Raw genomic sequence first — 19718 nt, 5'->3', positions numbered from 1 at the left:
GCATAACAGCTTTATTTGTCAGATCTTACGATCTTTGTCTAAATTAAGAAAATAATATCTAATGAAAATTATTTTCTTCCTTAGAAAGGAGGTGATCCAGCCGCAGGTTCTCCTACGGCTACCTTGTTACGACTTAACCCCAGTCCTGACCCTACCGTGGTTGCCTGCCTCCTTGCGGTTAGCTCAGCACCTTCAGGTAAAACCAACTCCCATGGTTTGACGGGCGGTGTGTACAAGGCCCGGGAACGTATTCACCGTGGCATGCTGATCCACGATTACTAGCGATTCCAACTTCATGCACTCGAGTTGCAGAGTGCAATCCGAACTGAGATGGTTTTTGGAGATTAGCTTAGCCTCGCGACTTCGCTGCCCATTGTCACCACCATTGTAGCACGTGTGTAGCCCAGCCCGTAAGGGCCATGAGGACTTGACGTCATCCCCACCTTCCTCCGGCTTATCACCGACAGTCCCCTTAGAGTGCCCAACTTAATGATGGCAACTAAGGGCGAGGGTTGCGCTCGTTGCGGGACTTAACCCAACATCTCACGACACGAGCTGACGACAGCCATGCAGCACCTGTCTCCGACCCAGCCTAGCTGAAGAAATTCATCTCTGAAAATCATAGTCGGGATGTCAAGGGCTGGAAGGTTCTGCGCGTTGCTTCGAATTAAACCACATGCTCCACCGCTTGTGCGGGCCCCCGTCAATTCCTTTAAGTTTTAATCTTGCGACCGTACTCCCCAGGCGGGAAGCTTAATGCGTTAGCTGCACCACCGAAAGTTAAACTTCCAACGGCTAGCTTCCATCGTTTACGGCGTGGACTACCAGGGTATCTAATCCTGTTTGCTCCCCACGCTTTCGCGCCTCAGCGTCAGTGACAGACCAGTGAGCCGCCTTCGCCACTGGTGTTCCTCCGAATATCTACGAATTCCACCTCTACACTCGGAATTCCACTCACCTCTTCTGTACTCTAGACACCCAGTATCAAAGGCAGTTCCGAGGTTGAGCCTCGGGATTTCACCCCTGACTTAAGTGTCCGCCTACGCGCCCTTTACGCCCAGTAAATCCGAACAACGCTAGCCCCCTTCGTATTACCGCGGCTGCTGGCACGAAGTTAGCCGGGGCTTCTTCTCCGGTTACCGTCATTATCTTCACCGGTGAAAGAGCTTTACAACCCTAAGGCCTTCTTCACTCACGCGGCATGGCTGGATCAGGCTTGCGCCCATTGTCCAATATTCCCCACTGCTGCCTCCCGTAGGAGTCTGGGCCGTGTCTCAGTCCCAGTGTGGCTGATCATCCTCTCAGACCAGCTATGGATCGTCGCCTTGGTAGGCCTTTACCCTACCAACTAGCTAATCCAACGCGGGCTCATCCAAATCCGATAAATCTTTCCCCCGAAGGGCACATACGGTATTAGCATAAATTTCTCTATGTTATTCCGTAGATTTGGGTAGATTCCCACGCGTTACTCACCCGTCTGCCGCTCACAGTAAACTGTGCGCTCGACTTGCATGTGTTAAGCCTGCCGCCAGCGTTCGTTCTGAGCCAGGATCAAACTCTCATGTTTAAAAGTTTAATTTGGCTATAATCTGGTCACGCTTATTAAATTGACGAGAACATTATTTACACCATATATATATATCAATAACTTAATCAATGATAAATCAATGATCAAATATCAACAAATATACGTCAATACTCTCTTAAACGTGGCAGACATAAATGTCTTTGCTCTAAAAATAGAGCAGCTGCTTATGCCGCCTACGTTTCTCTTTCCATATTCACTTTTCATAGAGCAATCCACCTAAATAACATTCGGTGGAAAAAAAGCCGAGCAATAAAGCTCGGTAATTCCAATCAGTCATTAAACAAATTATAAATTAATCAATCAACGACATACACACTTATAGCTAATTCAATAACAATTTGTCAATAAAATTATATAACTTTTTTATAAGTTTTCCACACAAGATGTTTAATTAATATTTAAACACTCCAACAAAGAACCACTTAAACCAAACAATAAAGACGAATATAAAGACGAATTTAAAGGTAAATTGGCTCCTAATGGATCTAAGATAGCTACCTTAATACCTAAATCTTTAGCTATAGAATCAATCATTTTAGGAGAAAACTGCGGTTCAGCAAAAATACATTTTGCGTCTAACCTCTTAATTTTTCTACGTATTTCATCTAAATGTTTAGCTCCAACACCGTGAGAAGGATCAAGCATAACTGCTCCTACTATATTTAAATTAAAACGATTACTAAAATACTGGTAAGCATCATGTTCTACCACAAATGGCTTATCTTTTATTGACGATAATTTTTCTGCAATATTTTTTTCTAAAGTTTCCAACTTTTTTATGTAGATGCCAGCATTCTTCTTGTATGTAGCCGCATTCTTGGGATCCTGAGCACTTAAAACCTTAGCTATATGCAATACAGAAATCCTTGCATTCACAGGATCTAACCAAAAATGTGAATCTATAGAGCTATGTTTGTGTCCATGACCATCTTCTTCCTCACAAAGACATTCATGCTCTTCAGATTCGCCATGTTTGTGTTTGTGTCCATGTCCATCTTCCTCATCACAAAGACATTCATGCTCTTCAGATTCGCCATGTTTATGTTTGTGTCCATGTCCATCTTCCTCATCACAAAGACATTCATGCTCTTCAGATTCGCCATGTTTATGTTTGTGTCCATGACCATCTTCTTCCTCACAAAGACATTCATGCTCTTCAGATTCGCCATGTTTGTGTTTGTGTCCATGTCCATCTTCCTCATCACAAAGACATTCATGCTCTTCAGATTCGCCATATTTATGCTTGTGTCCATGACCGTCTTCCTCATCACAAAGACATTCATGCTCTTCAGATTCGCCATGTTTGTGTTTGTGTCCATGACCGTCTTCTTCATCACAAGTGCATTCATGCTCTTCTGAGTTTCCATGTTTATGCCCATGCTCATGATGATGGTGATGTTCAAAATCTCCTGTAGATCTAGGGCTCAATAATAATAAATTAGGTGTATTTATTAAGGATACAACCTTAGTAGATTTCCCTAAATTTGCTAAAGGCTTTATAAGAAAATGCTCTAACTCTTCGCCTACCCAAAATATAACATCTGCTTTTGATAATAAGTTCATATCAGAAGGACGCAAATTATATCCATGAGGTGAATTATTTCCTGTAACTAATAATTTAGGAGTTCCAAGATCACCCATTACAGCGGAGACCCACGAATATAATGGTGCAATGGATACTACAACATTAGGTACTTTATTAGTTGATTTAATGTTATTATGTGCATTTACAGCTGTTAAAGACACCCATAAACCAAATAATAATATTATCATTTTTATAATTAAAGAATTTTGTTTCATTTATTTCCTCAAAAATTAAGATATGAACTATTGTATAAAATAAAAAATAACCTTAATATAAGTAAACTTAATATTAGAAATTACCCTCAAGATAAACCATACCCCTAAGCGAATCAATAACAATTATGATTATCAATACAAAAGATCATTATCTAGTAAACTTTGAACATATATACTTTGGGCAAAAAAAGAATCAAATTTTATCTAATATTAATTTCAGAATAAACACAAACGAATTTATTACACTGATCGGTCACAATGGAGCGGGCAAAAGCACTATTGCAAAACTTTTGTTAGGTTTACGTGAACCATCAGCTGGAAAAATATCTTTTTCTAACCAACTTAACATTTCTTACCTTCCTCAATATTTACAATTCGATGAAATTTTACCACTAACCGTGAATGATTTTCTGAATCTACCATTCGCTCTAGATAAGGAATTACTTTCTAGTTTATCAGAAAAGACTAAAATTACATCATTAAAAAATCAACAAATGCATACTTTATCCGGCGGAGAAAAACAGAGGGTTCTTCTGACACGTGCAATTGCTAGACGCCCAGATTTATTGATTCTAGATGAACCAATTCAAAATATTGATAGTGAAGGTCAAACTGAACTTTATCAATTACTTTCTTGGGTAAAAAATAATATAAAAATTTCTATCTTTTTAATTTCTCACGATTTAATGATAATATCAAATATCAGTGATAAAATTATTCACTTAAAAGAAGGTAAAATTATATTCAATGGCGATTCTAAAGAATTCTCTCAACAATTTTTACTTTGCCCGGCTCCTTCTATGCATAAAATTCGTGATTCGCAGGTATAATTTTAATGTATGAAACTTTTTTTATTTATTCCCTTTTATCTGCTAGTGGACTAGCTTTGATTGCCGGACCTTTTGGCTGTTTATTAATTTGGCGTAGAATGGCTTATTTAGGTGATACTATGGCTCATTCTGCTATTCTTGGTATTGTCTTTGCTTTTTTATTAAAAATAAATCTAAATCTAGCTATTTTTATTATAGCTATTATAAGCGCTTTATTGCTACTATTTTTTCAACGATTACATAATTTTAGCAATGATACTATCTTAAGTATAATTTCACATTTTACTCTAGCGCTAGGTTTAGTGATTTTCAGCTTTATGACGTGGGTAAGAATTGACATAATGTCTTATTTATTTGGTGATATACTAGCCACCTCTATAGAAGATATAATTCTTGTTTGGGGAGGGGGGGTATTATTATTATTATGGCTAGCAAAAATTTGGAGAATCTTAATATTAGAAACCATCTCACCATCATTAGCGCAAGCTGAAAAAATATCATCTTCTATGCTACGGATAACATTTACTTTTATGTTAGCTATTTTAATTGCTATAGCTATGAAAATTATCGGAATATTATTATTTACCGCCTTATTAATAATACCCGCATCCACAGCAAGATATTTTTCTACTAGCCCTACGCAAATGGCTATTTTATCATCTATCTTTGCTATTTTATCATCTATTATCGGATTATTTGTGTCATTATATTGGGATCCTCCAGCTGCCCCAACGATAGTAGTAGCAGCTAGTTGCCTATTCTTTATTACAACTTTCTATCATATTATAAAGAAGAAATTTAATTAGAAAAAATTGTTATTTTAGCTGGCAATAAACAACCAGAAATATTTTTTAGATAATCTTGCTTAAGTTCCATTGCAAGGAATCTATTAGGATCATAACTGCCAAACGTCTGCGGTATATAAAAATTTTTAGTTAATTGATGAGAAAAACCAAATTTTTCATAATAAGCACGATCCCCTATTAAAAATAAAGCACCAATATTTTCTGCTTTAGCTTGTTCAATAACTAAGTTAGTCAAATATTTTCCAAGTCCTAATCCACGAAATTTTGGATCTACAACCAACGGTCCCATTAAAGCGGCCGGCACATCTCCCGCCGTTATCGACCAAATTTGAATGTTAGCAATTATTTCATCTTTGTCAGAAAAAACCAAATAAGATAAAGATAAAATTTGCGAAGATTCTAATCTAATAGCATGACATGGACCGCTGCGCCTTGAAAAAAAACACTCATCTAAAAAAGCATCTTTTTTCTCAACAAGCGACGCATTTTCTGTCTTAAGGTAAAAACCTTCCGGTAAATTATCTATCTTCATTATGAAATAACATAAGTTTTTATTGGTTCAAAACCATTAAAAGCTACAGAAGCGTAACTACTCGTGTAAGCCCCTGCTCCTAATACTACTAATTTATCACCTATTTGCAAATTATCTGGTAATGGATAAGGATTTTTTTCATATAAAATATCTGCAGAATCACAAGTTGGCCCAGCAATTATAGCAGCTTCTCCTTTATCATTAGGCTTATCCTGTAAGAAATTATCTAATAATCTAATATCATATCTGATTGATTCATCTAACGTTTCTATTAAGCCATTAAATTTGCCACTATCTAAAAAGATCCATCTTTTTTCTTGATTACTCAAATTTTTGCGCGATATTAAAACTACCTCGGTTAACAATACCCCAACGTCTCCTACCATTCCTCTACCTGGTTCAATTATAATATCAATGTTTTTATCAGCAAAATATTTATTAAAGGATTCCATAATTGCCGTGCCATAACATGATATTTCTGGAACATCTGTTAAATAAGATATAGGGAATCCTCCGCCCATATTAATAAGGTTTAAATTAATATTTTTCTTCTCCATAACATCAAAAATATATTTGACTTTTTTAAGAGCTTTATCCCAAGCATCTAAACAAACCTGTTGAGAACCAACGTGAAAAGACACACCTACGGGTGATAAACCTAACGTTACAGCTTTTTGTAAAATATGTATAGCATAGTCAGATTCACAACCAAATTTACGAGTTAAAGGCCATTGAGCGCCTTCTCCTTCTACTAATATTCTACAAAATATTTTACTATTTGGTGCAACTCTTGCAATTTTCTCTAACTCTTCGAGAGAATCAACAGCGAATAATCTTATACCTAATTGATAAGCTTTTAATATATCGCTTTCTTTTTTAATCGTATTTCCAAATGAAATATTTTCTGCTTTTGCACCCAGCTTTACTACCATCTCAATCTCAGGAATTGAAGCTGCATCAAAACAACTACCCATAGAATGTAATAATTGCAACACCTCTAACTCTGGGTTAGCTTTTATAGCATAAAAAATTTTTGCCTTTGGTATTGAATTCCTAAAAGCATTAAAATTTTTCTCAACCTGACTTAAATCCAACAATATGCAAGGTGTGTTAGGTTGGTTATTTTCTAAATATTTTGCAATCTTATCAAGATACATCTGCAATTCCTTATGGTGGAACATATGTTTAATACAACAAAATCGAGGTTATTATGCTTGCCCTAAATGAGCACCATTTCCTCGAATTTTTGCTAATTCAATCTGTCTTTGTCTTTCTTTAAACCTACTTCTATCACTTTCTGTCCTAACAGAGTAACAATCAGCACAAGATACACCTTCTTCAAAATGTTCATGTAATTTATCGCTAGGTGATAAAGGTCTCTGACAAGCTCTGCACAAGCTATAATCCCCCTCTTTTAATCCATGTCCTACTGATACTCTATCGTCAAATACAAAACATTGACCTTCCCATAAACTATCTTGTGGAGGAATAGTTTCTAAATATTTGAGGATACCCCCCTTTAAATGATATACATTATTGTAGCCTATAGTTTTCAGATAAGAAGTCGCCTTTTCACAACGAATACCCCCGGTACAAAACATAGCAATTTTTTTACCTTCTAACTTAGCCTTATTTAACTCTACCCAAGCTGGAAATTCTTTAAAAGTATTCGTAGCAGGATCAATAGCACCTTTAAAAGTGCCAATATCATATTCATAACCATTTCTTGTATCAATGATTACTGTATCTTCCTTAGCTAACAAATCATTCCACTCTTGTGGCTCTAAATAAGTTCCTACCGCAGCTAAAGGATTTACTCCTTCTACGCCCAAAGTAACTATTTCTTTTTTTATTTTTACTTTCATACGTAAGAAAGGCATCTTATCACTATAAGAAAATTTAAGTTCCATATTATCAAATATTTTATATGACTTAATAAATTCTATTAGTTGATCTATAGCCGTATGCTTACCTGCCACAGTTCCATTAATACCTTCTTTTGCTATTAATAAAGTTCCTTTTAGGTTGTTATTTTTACAGAAATCCAATAAAGCTGATCTAGCTTTTTCAAAATCCTTCCAATCAGCGAAACAATATAATGCTGCAATTTTATATTTTTTTTCCATTTTAAGTTCCACACATATGTCAAATAACCAACGATCATAGATAATTAACATATTTTTCGGTTTAATTACAAGTGCGATAAAGAATAGCTTATTCTACGAAAGCTTTTTCTACTACAAAGCTCGCAGGTGAATTATTTGCTCCTTCTTTAAATCCTAGTTCAGTAACTATTTCTTTTAACTCTTTTAGCATATTTACCGATCCACAAATCATTATCCTATCTTCTTCTGGATTAAGAGGAGGTAATCCTGTCCAACTACATAACGTACCCGCCTTAATATGACTAGTTATTCTGCCCATATATTCTGACTGCTGTCTAGTTGTCATTGGATAAAATTTAATTTTATCCACCCATTCTGCAATAATTGGATGTTGATTTAATGCTTCAACCACTTGTTTAGCATAATTTAATTCATTTACCTCTCTAGTAGTTTGTATAACTACAATCTGCTCAAATTTTTCATATATCTCAACATCTCTTAATAAACTAGCAAAAGGAGCAAAACCCGTACCTGTTGATAATAGATATAACCTTTTTCCAGGTAATAATGCATCTACGACTAAGGTGCCGGTAGATTTTTTACGCATTATAATTTCATCATCTATGGTTATTTTTTGTAACTGTTCTGTTAACGGTCCATCTGGCACTTTAATAGAAAAAAACTCTAACGTTTCGTCCCAAGCAGAGCTAGCTATTGAATAAGCCCTGAAAATTAATTTTTCTAATTTTGGTAATGAGATCATTACAAATTCACCAGAACGAAAACGAAAGTCAGCCGGTCTTTCGGTAACAAATCTAAATAGCCTATCTGTGTAATGTTCCACTTCTAGAACCTTAAGCTTATAACAATTAGCTGGTATTTTATCTTCGCTCATCCATTTATCCTTATTTATAATAATTTTATATTTTATAGGAAAATCAATTGTTTATAAATATTATTCGTATTATATACAAAAGATATTCTAATTCGTACAGAGATGGATTAAAAAATAATTGAGGAATAAATGTCTTTAAAACAACTTTTAACTATAGCAGATCTTAAAAAACAAGCAAAAGATAAAGTCCCTAGAATGTTTTTTGACTATGTTGATTCTGGGTCGTGGAGTGAATCCACTTATAATAACAATGAAGAAGCTTATAAAAATATTCTCTTTTCACAAAAAGTTTTAACCGATATAAGTCAGCGCTCTACCGCGACCACTATGATAGGTCAAAAAGTTACTATGCCTGTTGCTTTAGCTCCTTCAGGTTTTGCAGGCATGCAATATGCTGATGGGGAGATGCTAGCAGTCCAAGCAGCTAATGAATTTGGCGTACCTTTTTGCTTATCTACTATGAGCATTTGTTCATTAGAAGATGTAGCGTCAGTAACTAATTCACCTTTTTGGTTTCAACTTTATATGATGAAAGATCGAAATTTTATGCAAAATTTGATCGAGAGAGCTAAACAGGTTAAATGTAGTGCATTAATTTTAACAGTAGATTTACAAGTTTTAGGTCAACGTCATAAAGATATAAAGAATGGCCTTTCTGCGCCCCCTAAAATTAATTTTGACAGTTTTTTACAATTTGCGACTAGACCAAGATGGTGTTGGCAAATGCTCAAAACACGCAGACATTCATTTGGAAATATCGTAGGATACGCAAAAGATGTTAGCGACTTAAGCTCTCTTTCTTCCTGGATAGGAGAACAATTTGATCCAGCTCTTAGTTGGAATGATGTTGAATGGGTAAAAAAATTATGGAACGGCCCACTAATAATAAAAGGTATCATGCGTAAAGATGATGCTATAGCAGCTGTAAATTCTGGTGCTGATGCTCTAACAGTGTCCAACCATGGAGGACGACAATTAGACGGCGCTCCTGCTTCTATTGATTTATTACCAGAGATTGTGGAAACAGTTGGTAATGATATAGAAGTTCATATAGATGGTGGTATTAGATCAGGGCAAGATGTATTAAGAGCCTTAGCACTAGGCGCCAAAGGAACTTATATAGGACGTCCTTGGTTATATGGTCTCGGAGCAGCAGGAAAAGCAGGTGTTACACGCGCCTTAGAAATTATCCATACAGAACTTGATATTACTATGGGTTTAACTGGTAAAACAAATATTAAGGAAATAAATTCAGATATAATATATTTCAAAAAGTAAAATTATATTGTTATATTAAAGAGTAGACTCATATTATTATATGAATTATTGTATAAACAATGATAATTATTTATAGGAGTTTCTCTTGAGTACAACAACTTTTAATAATTACAAACCTAGAATTATTGTTTCACATAAAAATTTATCTCACAATTATCATGTGCTTAAACAACAAGCACATGATGTTCCCATAGCCGCCGTTATCAAAGCTAATGGTTATGGTCTAGGTGATATTGAAATAGCAAAAACTCTTTATCAACAAGGTTGTCGAGAATATTTTGTTGCCCATTTTACTGAAGCTCTTAAAATAAATACTATATTACCGCCGGATAGATCCATTTATGTACTTAACGGCCCAGAAAATGGTAATATAGAATGTTATTTAAAATATAATATAACACCAATTATCAACAATCTTGAACAATTAAATGAATGGTATAATTTTGCTAAAAATAATCATATAAAACCCACTATTTTACTACAAATAGATACAGGAATGGCACGATTAGGATTAGATATAGACTGTTTAACTTCTATGGTCAATATTACAGAAATAATAAAAATGCTGGATATAAAATATATCATTAGTCATTTATCTCAATCAGAAATTCCTTTAGCTTCCAGTAATGAAAAGCAGTTAAACTTATTCACACAAACAGTTAATAATTTTTTCCCTAAAATTAAATCATCTTTATCTAATTCACACGGGATGTTTTTAGAAAAAAAATTTCATAAAGACCTTATTCGTTGCGGAATAAGTATTTACGGTTTAACTAATAACTCAACTATACAAGAAAAATTAAAACCAATAGCACAAGTACAAGCATGTGTTATACAAATAAGAAACGTAAAAGCTGGAACCGCTATAGGATATAATGAAACATATATAACCACTGAAGATACTCAAATTGCAACTTTAGCTATAGGTTATGGTAATGGATTATCTAGACAATTAAGCAATAAAGGTTGTTTCTATTATAAAAATAAAGAGCTTCCAATAGTAGGAACTATATCTATGGATGTAACAACCGTAGATATAAGCGCATTAAAGGAACAAGACCTCCAGTTATATAGTTGGGTAGATCTAATAAGTTCACAACAAACTTGGTCTGACTTAGCCAATAAAGCCAATAGTATTCCATATGAATGTTTAACAAATTTAGGTAAGGGCTGTGAAAAAATACATCAATTAATTTAATTAAAAAATTATTAGATTCCAAAAAAGCAAGCTAACAACCAAACATAAATCACAACAAGATTAATTTTCTTTCGTAAGATATAGGAATATTGACTAACCTAAGTATAATTAGCTAAAATATATAAGTTAATTTACAATTTAAAGAAAATATTACCTATTATAGCAAATAGAGAATAATACTGGAGGCTGTTATGTTATTTTTAGTTAGCTTGATCATATTCTTAGCGCTTATATATTCTGGTAGTTATCTATCTTTATTTGCAATTATAACAGCATTTACTATCCTAACAGGAGGGATAATTTTCTTTAGTTTAATATTTTTCTTATTTGTATTTTCACCAATAATTATATATCTAGTTAGCTTTTTGCTACTAATAGCCGTAATTATGAAGAAATTTACCAAAAAATCCGATATTTATATAAAATTTAATAAAAATTAATTATACTCTTGTAATTAATCATAAAAAAGGCTAGTATAATGTGGCAAAGGCAATTTAAAACCTTGAATATTTATAAGCTATCTATAAATTAATTAGATAATTATATCTAATATGTAATATATCACATAGACCTTGAATAAACCAATACTTACTACATAAAGTAACGTATAATATATATTTGATAACAAAAGTGCTGAGTATAATGAGAACTGGACAACAAAATAAATATAATCACCGTGTGCGTAATAATAACCAAAATCGTAAAGGACAAAATCCTCTTTCTCGCACCTATGAAAGTAATGGTCCAGATGTTAAAGTCCGTGGCAACGCTCAACAAGTAGCGGAAAAATATATAGCTCTTGCTAGGGATGCTCTTTCATCTGGAGATAGGATCATGGCAGAAAATTATCTGCAACACGCTGAGCATTATAACCGCCTTATTTTTGCTGCACAACAAGCTAATCTGGTAGCAAATAATAATGCTGAAGCTAATCAACCAGCCCCTACTCCAGTTGCGACAGAAATCACCACTGAAACTACTGAGGAAAATTGCGAAGAAAAGCAAGTTAAAGTAGAAGAAGATGTAGAGTCAACTAAAAAACCAATTAAAAAAGTAAAAAGATTAAGAAGAACTACTACAAAAACAGCTAAAAAAAATGTAGAAGAAACTGAAAATGTTGAAAATAGTTCTAATGATTCTTTAGATGACAATCCTCCTGCGGCTAGTGAAGCATGTTAATTTATTAATATAACTAATGGATTATTTTATTAATCTATGTTGTTAAACAAAAGATTAACATTTAATATTGGCTTTTTAGTGATGATATCCAAAATAGCAAAATGTGTTTTGCCTGTATTATCTTTAAACTCCATTAATAAATGATTGTTATTTAATTGTGTTGAGATTAATTGCGTATTTTTAGGTAAAGTTAAATTAAATTGGCTCATATTATTTAACTGTAATTCAGTAATACTATTGTTATTTTTAGAGTTCATTTTCATTATGATAGCAATTATAACTGCTCCTATACTAACAACCATAATAGTTACAGAAATAAACATTAAGCGCATTAATTTTCGTTTTACTTTTTCAAAAGATGGATCTATTCTGTTATTTTCATCTTGTTGGTTTAATTGTTCTTCGTTCATCTAAAAAATTCCTTTAAATTTAAGTGAGGCTTTTCTTGAGTAATATATTTATCTATACAGATGCTAAAACACAAAGATTAGATAGTTATTTATCAAATATTTTCTCCAATCAATTATCACGCAATCGTTTACAATTACTTATTAAAGATGGTTGTGTCTGTGTCAATAATAAAGTTATTTTTGAAAAAAAATTTTTACTAAAAACGAATGATACTATTAGTGTAAAGATACCTGACGCTGTGGATGATACCCCTACAGCAGAAAATATTACTCTGAATATTTTATTTGAAGATAACGATATTTTAATTATTGATAAACCAGCTGGTTTAGTTGTCCATCCTGCACATGGTAATTGGAGTGGCACATTAGTTAATGCTCTATTATATCACTGCTCAGATAGCCTATCGGGCATAGGGGGCATAAAACGTCCTGGAATTGTTCATAGGCTTGATAAAAATACTTCTGGTATTATGGTAGTCGCTAAAAATGATTTAGCACACCAACAATTAAGTATTCTATTTGCTGATCACGGTAAGAATCTTTTCTTAGTGAGAAAATATTATGCTTTAGTATGGGGCGATATTGAGAAACAACAAGGAACTATCTCTAGTTATATCTGTAAAGATGAAAAAGATAGAAAAAAACAAAAAGCTATAACAAACTCAAGACCTAATGCGCGCTGGGCCGTTACTCATTATGAACTCTGTAAAAAATTTATTAATTCAGATGGCAATATAATAGCTAGTTTAATTTGTTGTAGCTTAGAAACCGGCAGAACTCATCAAATAAGAGTCCATATGCAACATATAGGGCATCCGGTAGTAGGAGATCCCGAATATAGTAAATCTTTTAAATCTAAAATAAATTTATTAACTACAGAAGCTGCAGAATATTTAACTAAATTCAATCGGCAAGCTTTACATGCTTATAGCTTAGGTTTTAACCATCCCCGCACTAAAGAAAAATTAATTTTTAATAGTCCTCTACCAAATGACTTTAAATTATTAATAAATTTTTTTGAAAATTTATAATAGATGGTTATAATCTATAATAAAATATTGCTAATAACTATTTCTTAAGATAAGAACTAAGCTATATTAATTATTATTTTTAGTAGGAACTAATCACTTATCCACAAATGAGATGACTATAGTTACTTTTGTAATTAAACTTAGAGATTGGTTATAATATGGATGTTATAAAAATTATTGGCGGCAACCAACTGAATGGTTATTTACCTATTTCAGGAGCAAAAAACGCTGCGCTTCCCTTAATGATTTCCTCATTATTAACTGAGGAAACTCTTTCATTAAAAAATATTCCATATTTAGCTGATGTTGAACAATTAATCAAAATTTTAATTAATCACGGGGTTCATATCTCCATTGAAGATCATGAAAATGAATACCAAAACTATTCTAGAACTATCCATTTTACTGCAAATAAAATTACTAATACAACTGCACCCTACGAATTAGTTTCTAAAATGCGTGCAAGTTTTTGGGTTATAGCCCCATTATTAGCTCGCACTGGAGAAGCTTGCGTTTCTTTACCCGGAGGTTGCTCTATAGGAGCTCGCCCATTAGACTTTATCTTTAAAGGTCTAGAAGCTTTAGGCGTAGAAATTGAAATAAAAAATGGTTATGCAATGGCAAAAGCTTCGAATGGTTTAACCGGTGCCGCTTATAAATTTCCTAAAGTTACCGTTGGCGGTACACATATTATGATAATGGCTGCTAGTTTAGCTAATGGAGAAACCATTTTACACAATGCAGCCAAAGAACCCGAGATCGTAAATTTAGCACAATGTATAAATGCTATGGGCGGTAATATAAAAGGCGCAGGAACTGATACAGTTACCATTCAAGGTGTCACTAAATTACATAAAGCAAATATTAAAGTCATAAGTGACCGTATTGAAGCTGGTACCTATGCTATGGCTGTTGCTATGACAGGCGGTGATGTAATGCTAGTAAATGGTGAGGAAAAATTACTACCTACAGTTATAGATGTCCTACGTAAAACTGGTGCAGAAATTACTCAATATGATGAAGGTTTAAGAGTAAAACGTACCGGAAATATAATTTACCCCGTAGATATAATTACCGGCGTTTATCCTGAATTTCCTACAGACTTACAAGCACAATTTATGGGTTTAATGACCAAATCATGTGGTACTTCACGGATAAAAGAAACTGTATTTGAAAATCGCTTCATGCATGTACCAGAACTAAGAAGATTAGGAGCTAACATTACTTTAGATGAACAAGAAGCAACAGTAACAGGAGTTAAGTCTTTAACCGGTGCCGATGTAAAAGCTACTGATCTACGAGCCTCTGCTTCTTTAGTTATTGCAGCACTAGCCGCTGATGGTGAAACCATTATAAAAAACATTCATCATTTAGATAGAGGTTTTGAATTTTTAGAAAAAAAATTATCTCGCTGTGGGGCTAATATCTGCCGGATCACTAAATAATTTAATGTTTAATTTTAGACTCTTTAAATAATAAAAATAAAAATAATAGACCCCCAATAAATTCTACAATTATAGATAAAGCAGTATTAAAATTAAAAATTCTTTCTAAGATTATTTGTCCAATTACCAACGTCATAATAGCAATTAAACAAGCAGCTGGAAGTAAATATTTATGTTTAGAAGTCTTAATAATAATTCTAGCTAAATGTACTACTATAAGACCAAAAAATGTAACAGGTCCTACTAATGCGGTAGAAAAAACTACTAAAATATTAACTATAATTAAAAATTGAAACATAGTTAATGAATAATCCATCCCTAAATTTATAGCATTATTTCTCCCTAATGAAAGCACATCTAATTCGGGTAATTTATACCATAATAAAATCGCCATAAGTATTACTGCTAAGGCAGCTAAATATACTAAAGACATTTTATAGTTATTAAAATTTGCAAAACTATTATCTTGTAACACAGCAAATAAGTCAGGCTCCAAAATACGCTGCATAAAAACATTCAAACTTGAAAAAAAACTACCTAAAATAATTCCAACTAATAACACAACATGCAAGCTACGTTTTTGTGATAAAAATAACCAGTGAAACAATAAGCTACTTAAAGTTGTCATCACTATAACATTTATAAAAAAAACCCAATTAGAATTAGCTAAACTTATATAAGATTTACTAAAGAAAAAAGCTATTAATGTTTGTATTAAAATATATAATTTATCAAAACCAATAATAGATGGTGTTAAAATATTATTATGAGTTAAACTTTGAAAAACCACGGTAGACATTGCAATAGCACATGATACTACAGTTAGCACTAATAATTTACCAGCTCTGAATGGAATAATAAAACTCCAATCACCTACTACCCCTATAGTCATAAATAAAACCATAGAAATTATAGTTATTATAGCTAATCTAAATATAATAGTTAACGCTTTTACATGTTCTTGCTGATGTTGTTTATCAGTGTTTCTTAACATATTAACCCACATGTTTCTTTTGTGATAAAATTATTATTAAAAATAACCCACTGCCTATTACACCCATCATCGTGCCAATTGGTATTTCATATGGATAATCGATTATTCTTCCTAAAATATCGCAAATTAATAATAAAATTGCTCCTGACAAAGCGACAATAGGCAAAGACTTTTTTAAATTATCTCCTAATAACAATGAAACAAAATTAGGAATTACTAAACCTACAAAGGGAATAGAGCCAACAATAGTCATAGTTAAAGCCGAAATAATAGAAACCATAATAATACCTAAGGTTACCGTTACACGATAATTAACCCCTAAACCTTCAGTTATATTTCTTCCTAAACCAGCAATAGTAAATTTGTGAGCGAATAAATAAGCAAATATACAAACTATAGCCGTTAACCAAATTAATTCATATCTGCCCGCTAATATTAATGCAAAATCACCTGTTTTCCATGCTAATAATGATTGCAACAAATTAAATTTATAACCGATAAAAGTAGCTATAGAATTTAAAATAGAAGTAAAAATTATACCTACCAAAGGTACAACTAATGCATTTTTTAACGGTAAATTTTGCAAAATGATTAAAAAAGAAAAAGCACCAATTAAAGCACATATAGTGGTAACTAATATTCGGCCTAAAATAGTTATATCAGGAAAAAATATCAAAGTAATCAGTAAACCCAAAGCAGCAGCAGCTGTGGTACCTGATGTATTTGGTTCAACAAATTTATTTTGTGTTAAACTCTGAAAAATAACCCCTGCAATTGCAAGAGAACTACCTGATAATATTAATGCTACGGTGCGTGGTATTCTAGTAGCCAATAAAATATCCCAAGCAAATCCATCCAATAGTAACAAATCTATCAAAGTTATGGAAGAAATACCGATAAATAAACTGGCAAAAAACAAAGAAATGAATAAACTAAATACTAAAATTATCCACCAAATAGAATTATTTTTAATGTTTATCATAATATTTAGCTTATTCTGATTATTCTGATTATTCTATAGTTATTTTTTAGCTTGCTGTTGATAAGCTTCTAAGATTATATCTATATTAGTCTGCAGGGACTGAAAACCACCAGTAGCTAAATAAAATCCATGTGGATCTAAATAAACTATTTGCTTTTTATTCCAAGCTTTAGTTTTACGAATAATAGAATTATCTAACAATTTTGTTGCTGGTGTTCCACCATTGTTAATTGCTTTATCACGATCTAATACAAACAACCAATCAGGATTTTCATTTAAAATAAATTCATATGATATTGTTTGTCCATGTGCAGAATCAGTGCCTAATTTTTTATGAGCATTTTCTATACCAAAATTAGAAAACAACAGACCAAATCTAGATTGAGGACTAAGTAGATTTATTTTACCACCAGTAGTTATTAAAGCTAAAGCATCACCTCTTTTGTTAGTTACACTTTTCACATAACTAATGTCTCTTTCCAGAGCTTTAATAGCTCTTTCAGCATTTTTTGTTTTGTTAAATATTTTTCCTAACAAACGCATATTAGCAATAGAATCTTCTACTGTATGTTCATTACGTAAACTCAAATCAATAGTTGGAAACATTTTAGATAATTGTTCATAATTTCTAGAAGAACGCCCTGCAATAATAATTAAATCAGGCTTTAAAGCTGCAATTTTTTCATAATCTGGACTAAATAAAGACCCAGCTTTTTCTATATTTTCTAGATCTTTCAAATATTTAGGAAATTCAATTTCAGGCAAAGCAACAATATTATCAGTTGCATTAATTAAATCCATATTATCTAATATACCTAAATCATATACTATAACCCGTTTAGGATTAACAGTTACATTTGTCACACCTTGCGCATGTTTCACCTGTATTTGTTCAGCGAAACAAAAAGAAGACGTCAGTAAGCCAACTGCCATGCAAACTGCAACGCTAATTTTTTTAAAAATTTTCATAATATGCCTCTATTATAATTAATTATGAGTTTAATAGTCATATTTAATTTATAGTTTAATTTTCTAGATGTCAATTAACTTTATTCAAAAATCACTAATGTTTTTAATGTGAATGAGTAAAAATATAAGATGACTTAAACATAAATATAAGTTAAATAATACTATATTATTGTAATTATTAGGGTGGATATCAGTGACTAATCAACCTTTAAAAAAACTTCCTCTTGAATCTTTTCATCAACAAGCTGAGGCAAAATTTTGTTCTTTTGCAGGTTGGTCAATGCCAATATCATATCCCTTAGGAATATTGAAAGAACATTTACATGTTCGTCAACATGCTGGATTATTTGATATCTCTCACATGAAATTAATCCTAGTAGAAGGTAATAATGTAACTAATTTTTTAGATTATTCTCTACCACTCAATTCCGAACAATTATCTATTAATCATTCACAATATAATTTCTTATTGAATGAGCAAGCCGGCATAATAGATGATCTGATTATTACTAGATTAGCCGAACAAAAATATATAATAGCTGTTAATGCTGGTAATGCTTATAAAGATCTGGAAATATTAAAACTACGTAATAGCAATTATAATTGTAATATTACTATGTTAGATTATGTATTTTTAGCCCTACAAGGGCCTGAATCTGCAGCTGTCTGTAATGATTTAGGTTTAACTTTTGTTAATGATCTATTATTCATGCAAGCATGTGAAACCAACAATGGGTGGTTCGTATCAAGATCTGGTTATACTGGTGAAGATGGGTTTGAATTTGCCCTCCCCTTAACAGAAGCAGAAAAATTAGTAAATGATTTATTAAAAGATACGAGAGTACAATGGATTGGTCTAGGAGCTAGAGATAGTCTAAGATTAGAAGCCGGACTTTGCTTACATGGTAATGATATAACTGAAAATATTACACCTCTAGAAGCTAATCTAATGTGGGCTATTCCACCAATCGTTAGAGAAAAAGCGGCTTTTATTGGAGCATCTGCTTTAAATGAACAACTAAAAACCGGTTCAGAATATAAAAGAGTAGGATTAAAAGTCTTAGGCAAACAACCCTTAAGATCAGGTGTAAAATTATTCAGTACAGATGGTAATGAAGTAGGATATATCACTTCTGGTAGTTTTGGTCCCTCAGTAAATTATCCTATTGCTATGGGTTACGTAAAAAATGAATATAAAACCATAGATACTGAATTAACTGCATCTGTACGAGGAAAAAATTATAATTTAATTATAAAAAAACTACCTTTTTCACCCCAACGTTATCACAAAGGCTAAGGAGAAATAATGACAAAAACTTATTATACAGAAGATCATGAATGGGTAACTATTGATGGTGATATAGCAACTGTTGGCATTACAGATTATGCTCAAAATCAGTTAGGCGATTTAGTCTTCGTTGAATTACCTGAAGTGGCACAAAAAATAAAAAAAGGAGAAACAACAGTAGTTGTAGAATCAGTAAAAGCAGCGTCTGATGTATATAGTCCTTTAAGTGGTGAAATAATTCAAATAAACGACAATCTTGAAAATGATGCTTCTTTGGTTAATCAATCGGCAGAAAATGAAGGATGGTTGTGGAAAATGCGTTTTTCTTCAAAAGATGAGTTAGATAATTTACTAAGTTTAGAAGATTACAAAAAACTTATATAGCTTA

General features: G+C 32.5%; 18 protein-coding genes and 1 rRNA gene. 9 read left to right on the top strand and 10 right to left on the bottom strand.

The genetic code is table 11. The features are described from left to right. Positions 1 to 84: 84 nt before the first annotated feature. Positions 85 to 1567: ribosomal RNA gene (locus tag AB6T46_RS00985) — 16S ribosomal RNA — on the bottom strand. A gap of 408 nt (positions 1568 to 1975) precedes the next feature. Further along, complete coding sequence (locus AB6T46_RS00980) at positions 1976 to 3388, bottom strand: metal ABC transporter solute-binding protein, Zn/Mn family (RefSeq protein ID WP_370931596.1); 1413 nt, start codon at positions 3386 to 3388, stop codon at positions 1976 to 1978. A gap of 125 nt (positions 3389 to 3513) precedes the next feature. On the opposite strand from AB6T46_RS00980, the gene AB6T46_RS00975 reads away from it, so the two are divergent. Next, positions 3514 to 4218, top strand: coding sequence for a metal ABC transporter ATP-binding protein (locus tag AB6T46_RS00975; protein ID WP_370931595.1), 705 nt, complete (start codon positions 3514 to 3516; stop codon positions 4216 to 4218). 5 nt (positions 4219 to 4223) lie between these two features. Then, positions 4224 to 5024, top strand: coding sequence for a metal ABC transporter permease (locus AB6T46_RS00970; RefSeq protein WP_370931594.1), 801 nt, complete (start codon positions 4224 to 4226; stop codon positions 5022 to 5024). Here AB6T46_RS00970 and AB6T46_RS00965 read toward each other — a convergent pair. The 4 genes from AB6T46_RS00965 to AB6T46_RS00950 all read right to left on the bottom strand — a co-directional run bounded on the left by AB6T46_RS00965 (position 5017) and on the right by AB6T46_RS00950 (position 8556). After that, positions 5017 to 5556 carry a GNAT family N-acetyltransferase gene (locus AB6T46_RS00965; protein WP_370931593.1) on the bottom strand — a complete coding sequence of 180 codons (540 nt, stop codon included), beginning with the start codon at positions 5554 to 5556 and terminating at the stop codon, positions 5017 to 5019. The two genes, AB6T46_RS00970 and AB6T46_RS00965, sit on opposite strands and share 8 nt — an antisense overlap. After that, positions 5556 to 6713 carry a type III PLP-dependent enzyme gene (locus tag AB6T46_RS00960; RefSeq protein ID WP_370931592.1) on the bottom strand — a complete coding sequence of 386 codons (1158 nt, stop codon included), beginning with the start codon at positions 6711 to 6713 and terminating at the stop codon, positions 5556 to 5558. The genes AB6T46_RS00965 and AB6T46_RS00960 overlap by 1 nt, the downstream gene beginning before the upstream one ends. A 51-nt stretch (positions 6714 to 6764) precedes the next feature. Next, complete coding sequence (locus tag AB6T46_RS00955) at positions 6765 to 7682, bottom strand: rhodanese-related sulfurtransferase (protein WP_370931591.1); 918 nt, start codon at positions 7680 to 7682, stop codon at positions 6765 to 6767. Positions 7683 to 7770: 88 nt separating this feature from the next. Continuing rightward, positions 7771 to 8556, bottom strand: a complete 786-nt coding sequence (locus AB6T46_RS00950; protein WP_370931590.1) for a ferredoxin--NADP reductase — start codon at positions 8554 to 8556, stop codon at positions 7771 to 7773. A 129-nt stretch (positions 8557 to 8685) separates the two neighbouring features. On the opposite strand from AB6T46_RS00950, the gene AB6T46_RS00945 reads away from it, so the two are divergent. From AB6T46_RS00945 to AB6T46_RS00935, 3 genes are all read left to right on the top strand, one after another. After that, the gene (locus AB6T46_RS00945; RefSeq protein WP_370931589.1) at positions 8686 to 9834 is read left to right on the top strand and encodes an L-lactate dehydrogenase; all 1149 of its coding nucleotides are present in this window, start codon (positions 8686 to 8688) and stop codon (positions 9832 to 9834) included. Between the two features lie 85 nt (positions 9835 to 9919). Beyond that, positions 9920 to 11032, top strand: coding sequence for an alanine racemase (gene alr, locus AB6T46_RS00940; RefSeq protein ID WP_370931588.1), 1113 nt, complete (start codon positions 9920 to 9922; stop codon positions 11030 to 11032). Positions 11033 to 11674: 642 nt separating this feature from the next. After that, complete coding sequence (locus AB6T46_RS00935; RefSeq protein WP_370931587.1) at positions 11675 to 12211, top strand: DUF4167 domain-containing protein; 537 nt, start codon at positions 11675 to 11677, stop codon at positions 12209 to 12211. 29 nt (positions 12212 to 12240) lie between these two features. Here AB6T46_RS00935 and AB6T46_RS00930 read toward each other — a convergent pair whose 3' ends face one another. Beyond that, positions 12241 to 12621 carry a hypothetical protein gene (locus tag AB6T46_RS00930; protein WP_370931586.1) on the bottom strand — a complete coding sequence of 127 codons (381 nt, stop codon included), beginning with the start codon at positions 12619 to 12621 and terminating at the stop codon, positions 12241 to 12243. 35 nt (positions 12622 to 12656) lie between these two features. Between AB6T46_RS00930 and AB6T46_RS00925 the strand changes: the two genes are divergently transcribed. Together AB6T46_RS00925 and murA are read left to right on the top strand one after the other, a co-directional pair. Further along, on the top strand, positions 12657 to 13652 hold the full coding sequence (locus AB6T46_RS00925) for an RluA family pseudouridine synthase (protein ID WP_370931585.1): 996 nt from the start codon (positions 12657 to 12659) through the stop codon (positions 13650 to 13652). Positions 13653 to 13810: 158 nt separating this feature from the next. Next, complete coding sequence (gene murA, locus AB6T46_RS00920; protein WP_370931584.1) at positions 13811 to 15097, top strand: UDP-N-acetylglucosamine 1-carboxyvinyltransferase; 1287 nt, start codon at positions 13811 to 13813, stop codon at positions 15095 to 15097. A gap of 1 nt (position 15098) precedes the next feature. Here the strand turns inward: murA and AB6T46_RS00915 are convergent, their stop codons facing one another. Genes AB6T46_RS00915 through AB6T46_RS00905 form a run of 3 tightly spaced genes read right to left on the bottom strand, consistent with a single transcriptional unit; the run spans position 15099 to position 18042 of the window. Next, complete coding sequence (locus AB6T46_RS00915) at positions 15099 to 16091, bottom strand: iron chelate uptake ABC transporter family permease subunit (RefSeq protein ID WP_370931583.1); 993 nt, start codon at positions 16089 to 16091, stop codon at positions 15099 to 15101. 1 nt (position 16092) lies between these two features. Further along, positions 16093 to 17073, bottom strand: a complete 981-nt coding sequence (locus AB6T46_RS00910) for an ABC transporter permease (protein WP_370931582.1) — start codon at positions 17071 to 17073, stop codon at positions 16093 to 16095. Between the two features lie 39 nt (positions 17074 to 17112). Next, positions 17113 to 18042 carry a siderophore ABC transporter substrate-binding protein gene (locus AB6T46_RS00905; RefSeq protein ID WP_370931581.1) on the bottom strand — a complete coding sequence of 310 codons (930 nt, stop codon included), beginning with the start codon at positions 18040 to 18042 and terminating at the stop codon, positions 17113 to 17115. Between the two features lie 193 nt (positions 18043 to 18235). Here AB6T46_RS00905 and gcvT point away from each other — a divergent pair, with 193 nt between their 5' ends. Then, entirely contained in the window at positions 18236 to 19339 is a 1104-nt protein-coding gene (gcvT, locus tag AB6T46_RS00900) for a glycine cleavage system aminomethyltransferase GcvT (protein ID WP_370931580.1), read from the top strand. A gap of 9 nt (positions 19340 to 19348) precedes the next feature. Beyond that, positions 19349 to 19714 (top strand): glycine cleavage system protein GcvH, encoded by a 366-nt coding sequence (gcvH, locus tag AB6T46_RS00895; protein WP_370931579.1) that lies wholly within the window; start codon positions 19349 to 19351, stop codon positions 19712 to 19714. The last annotated feature ends 4 nt before the right edge of the window (positions 19715 to 19718 follow it).

Source organism: Bartonella sp. DGB1 (assembly GCF_041345015.1).
In the GTDB taxonomy this organism is placed as follows: domain Bacteria; phylum Pseudomonadota; class Alphaproteobacteria; order Rhizobiales; family Rhizobiaceae; genus DGB1.
The sequence above is the reverse complement of the archived record's forward strand: the minus strand, read 5'-3'. Positions and strand labels throughout refer to the sequence as shown.

What these genes read in the sequence shown, in the direction of transcription:
- AB6T46_RS00975 (WP_370931595.1), top strand. Translation starts at nt 3,514, where the DNA reads ATGATTATCAATACAAAAGATCATTATCTAGTAAACTTTGAACATATA.
- AB6T46_RS00980 (WP_370931596.1), bottom strand. Translation starts at nt 3,388, where the DNA reads ATGAAACAAAATTCTTTAATTATAAAAATGATAATATTATTATTTGGT.
- gcvH (WP_370931579.1), top strand. Translation starts at nt 19,349, where the DNA reads ATGACAAAAACTTATTATACAGAAGATCATGAATGGGTAACTATTGAT.
- AB6T46_RS00955 (WP_370931591.1), bottom strand. Translation starts at nt 7,682, where the DNA reads ATGGAAAAAAAATATAAAATTGCAGCATTATATTGTTTCGCTGATTGG.
- AB6T46_RS00915 (WP_370931583.1), bottom strand. Translation starts at nt 16,091, where the DNA reads ATGTTAAGAAACACTGATAAACAACATCAGCAAGAACATGTAAAAGCG.
- murA (WP_370931584.1), top strand. Translation starts at nt 13,811, where the DNA reads ATGGATGTTATAAAAATTATTGGCGGCAACCAACTGAATGGTTATTTA.
- AB6T46_RS00930 (WP_370931586.1), bottom strand. Translation starts at nt 12,621, where the DNA reads ATGAACGAAGAACAATTAAACCAACAAGATGAAAATAACAGAATAGAT.
- AB6T46_RS00945 (WP_370931589.1), top strand. Translation starts at nt 8,686, where the DNA reads ATGTCTTTAAAACAACTTTTAACTATAGCAGATCTTAAAAAACAAGCA.
- AB6T46_RS00960 (WP_370931592.1), bottom strand. Translation starts at nt 6,713, where the DNA reads ATGTATCTTGATAAGATTGCAAAATATTTAGAAAATAACCAACCTAAC.
- AB6T46_RS00970 (WP_370931594.1), top strand. Translation starts at nt 4,224, where the DNA reads ATGTATGAAACTTTTTTTATTTATTCCCTTTTATCTGCTAGTGGACTA.
- AB6T46_RS00965 (WP_370931593.1), bottom strand. Translation starts at nt 5,556, where the DNA reads ATGAAGATAGATAATTTACCGGAAGGTTTTTACCTTAAGACAGAAAAT.
- AB6T46_RS00910 (WP_370931582.1), bottom strand. Translation starts at nt 17,073, where the DNA reads ATGATAAACATTAAAAATAATTCTATTTGGTGGATAATTTTAGTATTT.
- AB6T46_RS00935 (WP_370931587.1), top strand. Translation starts at nt 11,675, where the DNA reads ATGAGAACTGGACAACAAAATAAATATAATCACCGTGTGCGTAATAAT.
- AB6T46_RS00950 (WP_370931590.1), bottom strand. Translation starts at nt 8,556, where the DNA reads ATGAGCGAAGATAAAATACCAGCTAATTGTTATAAGCTTAAGGTTCTA.
- AB6T46_RS00905 (WP_370931581.1), bottom strand. Translation starts at nt 18,042, where the DNA reads ATGAAAATTTTTAAAAAAATTAGCGTTGCAGTTTGCATGGCAGTTGGC.